This is a genomic window from Streptomyces sp., from assembly GCF_050698815.1.
Classification (GTDB): domain Bacteria; phylum Actinomycetota; class Actinomycetes; order Streptomycetales; family Streptomycetaceae; genus Streptomyces.
Window position 1 is genome coordinate 1 of sequence record NZ_JBOHCV010000248.1, and the last position, 4,266, is coordinate 4,266.

The following is a 4,266-nucleotide window of genomic DNA, read 5'->3' on the forward strand; positions in this document are numbered from 1 at the left end:
GGCCCGGCCGGTCCGCGCAGCCCGCGGCGGACGCGGGCACCTACCGGGTGGGGCGTGGCATCGCCGACGTCACCGGGGAGGTCGCCGAGGTCGGCATGATGGGCTACGGGCGTGCCGACCAGCAGGCGCAGGGGCTGCACACCCGGCTGCGGGCCCGCGCGTTCGTCGTCGCCGACCCCGTCACCGACGACTGCGTGCTCCTCGTCGTCGTCGACACGGCCATGATCTTCGAGAGTGTGCACCAGGCGGTGCTGAGCAGGCTCGCCGAGCGGTACGGCGACCGCTACACGCACCGCAACGTCATGCTCACCGCCACCCACACCCACTGCGGACCGGGCGGCTCCTCCCACCACCTGCTCTACAACCTCACCACCCTCGGCTTCCACAAGAAGACCTTCGAAGCCTTCACGGACGGCATCGTCGAGGCGGTGGCCCGCGCCCACGACGATCTCGCACCGGCGGAACTCACCCTCACCCACGACGAGTTGCACGGCGCCAGCGCCAACCGGTCCCGGGAGGCCTTCGAGCGCAACCCGGCCGACGTACGCCGCCACTTCCCCGACGCCATCGACCCGCAGACCGCGCTGCTGCGCATCGAGCGGGACGGGAAGCCGGTCGGGGCGATCAACTGGTTCGCCACGCACGGCACCAGCATGTCCGGCGACAACAAGCTGATCAGCGCGGACAACAAGGGCTTCGCCGCCTACCACTGGGAGCGGGAGGTCGAGGGCGCGGACTATCTGGCCGGTACCACCCCGGACTTCATCGCCGCCTTCGCCCAGACCAACGCCGGCGACATGTCCCCCAACCTCGACCTGAAACCCCCCACCACACCCGCGGACTTCGCGCGCACCCGGGCCAACGGCCTGCTCCAGTACGACGCCGCCGCCCGCCAACTCGGCTGGCGCGGCACGAGGATGACCGGCGGGGTCGATGCCCGGCTGGTCTACATCGATCTCTCCGATGTGACCGTGGAGCCGGAGTTCACCGGCGACGGCCGCGCGCACAGGACGGCGAAGCCCGCCGTCGGCGCGTCGATGGCGGCCGGCAGCGTCGAGGACGGACCGGCCTTCCCGGGCTTCGAGGAGGGCGAGAACCCCCTGTGGGACACGATCTCCGACTCCGTCCTCTACGAGGCCTCGCCCGAACTGCGCGCGGCACAGGCCCCCAAGGGGATCTTCGCCCCGGTGGGTGAGATGAACCGGGTCTATCCGTGGGTGCAGGAGCAGGTGCCCGTACAGCTGCTGCGCATCGGCCGGCTGTATCTGATCGGCGTTCCCGGCGAGGTGACCATCGGCGCCGGCCTGCTGCTGCGCCGTACGGTCGCCGACGTGGTCGGTGGCGACCTGCGGGACGTCCTGGTGGCGGGCTACGCCAACTCCTACTTCCACTACCTCACCACGCCGGAGGAGTACGACTCCCAGCAGTACGAGGGCGGCAGCACCCTCTTCGGCCGCTGGCAACTGCCCGCGCTGCGGCAGACGGCGGCCAGGCTGGCGCGCGCCATGCGCGACGGCGAGAGCCTGCCGCTCGGCCCGGTCGCTCCGGACATCTCCGGTCAGGCGCTCGCCCTCCAGCCGCCGATCGTGCTGGACGCGCCGCCGCTCCTGCGCGAGTTCGGCGACGTCCTCACCCCGCCCCGCGTCAACTACCGGGCGGGGGAGCGGGTCACCGTCGTCTTCGCCGGTGCCCACCCCGGCAACGATCTGCACCGGGGCGGCACCTACCTGCGGGTGGAGCGACGGGGGGACGGCGGCGACGGCGACTGGCGTACGGTCGCCGACGACGGCGATTGGTCGACCACCTTCCACTGGGCGCGGTACGGGGTCGCCGCCTCCAAGGTCACCGTCACCTGGGACGTACCCGAGGGAACCGAACCCGGCAGCTACCGCCTCCGCTACGAAGGCGACGCCAAGCCGCTCGCCGGCGAACCGCACGCCATCTCCGGCACCAGCCCCGGCTTCACCGTGAGCGGCTGACGGCCCGCCCTGCGGTTCTACTGGCCGGCCTCTTCGCCGCCGCCCGCGTCCCCGCCACCGGCGCCGATCTCGGCGCCGGTGGCCTCCAGGGCGTCGGTGACCGGCTGGAAGAAGGTCTCACCGCCCTGCGTGCAGTCGCCGCTGCCGCCGGAGGTCAGGCCGACGGCGGCGTCCTCGGCGAACATCGCGCCGCCGCTGTCGCCGGGTTCGGCGCACACGTCGGTCTGGATGAGCCCGTTGACGATGTCGCCGTTGCCGTAGTTCACGGTGGCGTCCAGGCCGGTCACCGTGCCGTCGCTCAGACCGGTCGTGCTGCCGCTGCGCTGCACCTCCATGCCGACGGCGGCCTCGGCGGCCTTGGTGATCTCCTGCGTGGTGCCATCCTGCAGGTCGACGGTGCTGGGCGGCTGGGCCTGCGGGTCGTCGTAGTTGAGCAGGGCGAAGTCGCTCTCCGGGAACTTGGAGTCGGCCACCGTGCCCAGCGGCTCCTGCCCCGCCTCGTCGGAGGTCCACTTCTCCGCCGCGTTGCCGCAGTGGCCCGCGGTGAGGAAGGCGGGCGCACCGTCGACGGTGACGTTGAAGCCGAGGGAGCAGCGCGTACCCGCGGCGAAGATGGCGCCACCGCCCGCGACCTCGTTGCCCGCCGCCGCACCGGCGCCGCCGGCCTGTTCCTCGCCCGCACCGCCCTCTTCCTCACCGGCGCCGCCTTCCTCTTCGCCCGCGCCGCCTTCCTCTTCGCCCGTACCGCCGGACTGGTCGCCGCCGTGCAGGGGCTTGAACTCGCCGCTGGAGCGCTTCATCGTCACCATGCCGCCCATGCCCTCGGCGGTCTTCGTCAGCGAGGCCCATTCGTCACTGCCGACCGTGCGGTCGGCGAGCACCACGACCTTGTTCGTACGGGGATCGACCGACCAGGCCGTTCCGGGTACCGAGGCGTCGCCGGCGAGGGTGTCGCTGACATCCGTCAGTTCCGCCTTGCTGTTGGGTACGACTCGGGCCGTCGCTCCGTCGGCCCGGACGCGCTCCGCGGTCTCCTCGTCGGTCACGTTCATGACCAACTTGCCGCCCTTGCCGTCGAGATACCAGCCCGCGGTGCGGGCTCCGTTCTCCGCCGCCAGCGCCGCTCCCAGCTTGGCGGCGGCCTTGGCGGTGGCCGGGCCGGGACGGGGTTGCTGCTCCTGGCTGGCGTTCGCGTACGGCAGCAGGACCGCCGCGGCGGCGAGCGCCGAGGCGCTCGCGCCGGCTATGACGTACGCCCGCTTGTCCTTGCGTCGATGACTCAACTCACTGACCTCCCACGGGTGGTGGACCGGCAGCTGCTGCCGGTCCGGCGCACTGGCGCGCCCTTGACACCATTTGGTACTCGCTCATATGCACACGTTGTGAAGAGGACTCAATCTCCGTGACTTTCCGCCGCGGTGACTCGTGGGGCGGTAGGGTCAGCGGGTTCCAGCGGTGTACCGGCGAGCAGCCACCGGACCGCACGGGGGAACGCGTCACGATTCCACGCCTGAACTGCCCTTTTCACAGCGTCACTTGGGGGATCGGGGGTTGGCCGTGGCGAGTGATGCGCACGGGAGTGCCGTTTTTTCGCTGACCTCGCACGAAAACCGCTCTGCACAGTTTCGTCATCATCAGAGGGAGACCATGACCGCTATACGCCAGAGATGGCACCGCTCCGCCGCCGTTGCCGGGACGGGCGTCGCCGCTCTCGTCGGTGCCGGGATACTCGCCGCCGCCCCCGCATCGGCTCACACGCCGGTCTGGGCGGTGGACTGTGCCTCGGTGACCGTCAACCTGACCAAGTACCAGGCCGGTGGCGAGAACACCGTTTCCATCACCGCCGGTGACAAGAGCCTGCTGTCGTCGGTGAAGTTCGGCACCGACTTCAGCAGGAAGATCGAACTGCCCAAGCACAGCTCGCCGATCGAGGTGCGCCTGGTCGTCAAGGCGAGTGACGGGGACCAGTTCTCGCGCGACGAGACCAAGACCTCGCCGGTGTGCCCGGGCGACGAGTCCCCTTCGCCCTCCGCGCCCGCGCCTTCGCCCAGCGAGTCCAGCAGCGAGGCCCCGGCGCCGTCGGAGAAGCCCAGCAGTGCGCCCAAGCCCGAGGGCGGCAGTGACGACCTGGCCGAGACCGGTTCCTCCAGCGCCACCCCGATGATCGCCGGTATCGCCGGTGTCGTCCTGGTCGCGGGTGCCGGCATGGTCGTGGTCGCGCGCAAGCGCCGCTCCACGGAGCACTGATCCGCAGCCGGCACGGCACAGCACGCGCTCGACCCTGAGC

3 protein-coding genes are annotated in these 4,266 nt (G+C 71.2%); 2 read left to right on the forward strand and 1 reads right to left on the reverse strand.

Annotation, left to right across the window (positions count from 1 at the left end; translation table 11 throughout):
- Window positions 1-1,979, forward strand: a 1,979-nt coding sequence (locus ACRDP3_RS09260; RefSeq protein ID WP_431516378.1) for a neutral/alkaline ceramidase, incomplete at its 5' end; no start/stop codon positions are given.
- Window positions 1,980-1,996: 17 nt separating this feature from the next.
- On the opposite strand, the gene ACRDP3_RS09265 is transcribed toward ACRDP3_RS09260, so the two are convergent.
- On the reverse strand, window positions 1,997-3,262 hold the full coding sequence (locus ACRDP3_RS09265; RefSeq protein WP_431516379.1) for a S1 family peptidase: 1,266 nt from the start codon (window positions 3,260-3,262) through the stop codon (window positions 1,997-1,999).
- Between the two features lie 364 nt (window positions 3,263-3,626).
- Here ACRDP3_RS09265 and ACRDP3_RS09270 point away from each other — a divergent pair, with 364 nt between their 5' ends.
- Window positions 3,627-4,226 (forward strand): LAETG motif-containing sortase-dependent surface protein, encoded by a 600-nt coding sequence (locus ACRDP3_RS09270; RefSeq protein WP_431516380.1) that lies wholly within the window; start codon window positions 3,627-3,629, stop codon window positions 4,224-4,226.
- The last annotated feature ends 40 nt before the right edge of the window (window positions 4,227-4,266 follow it).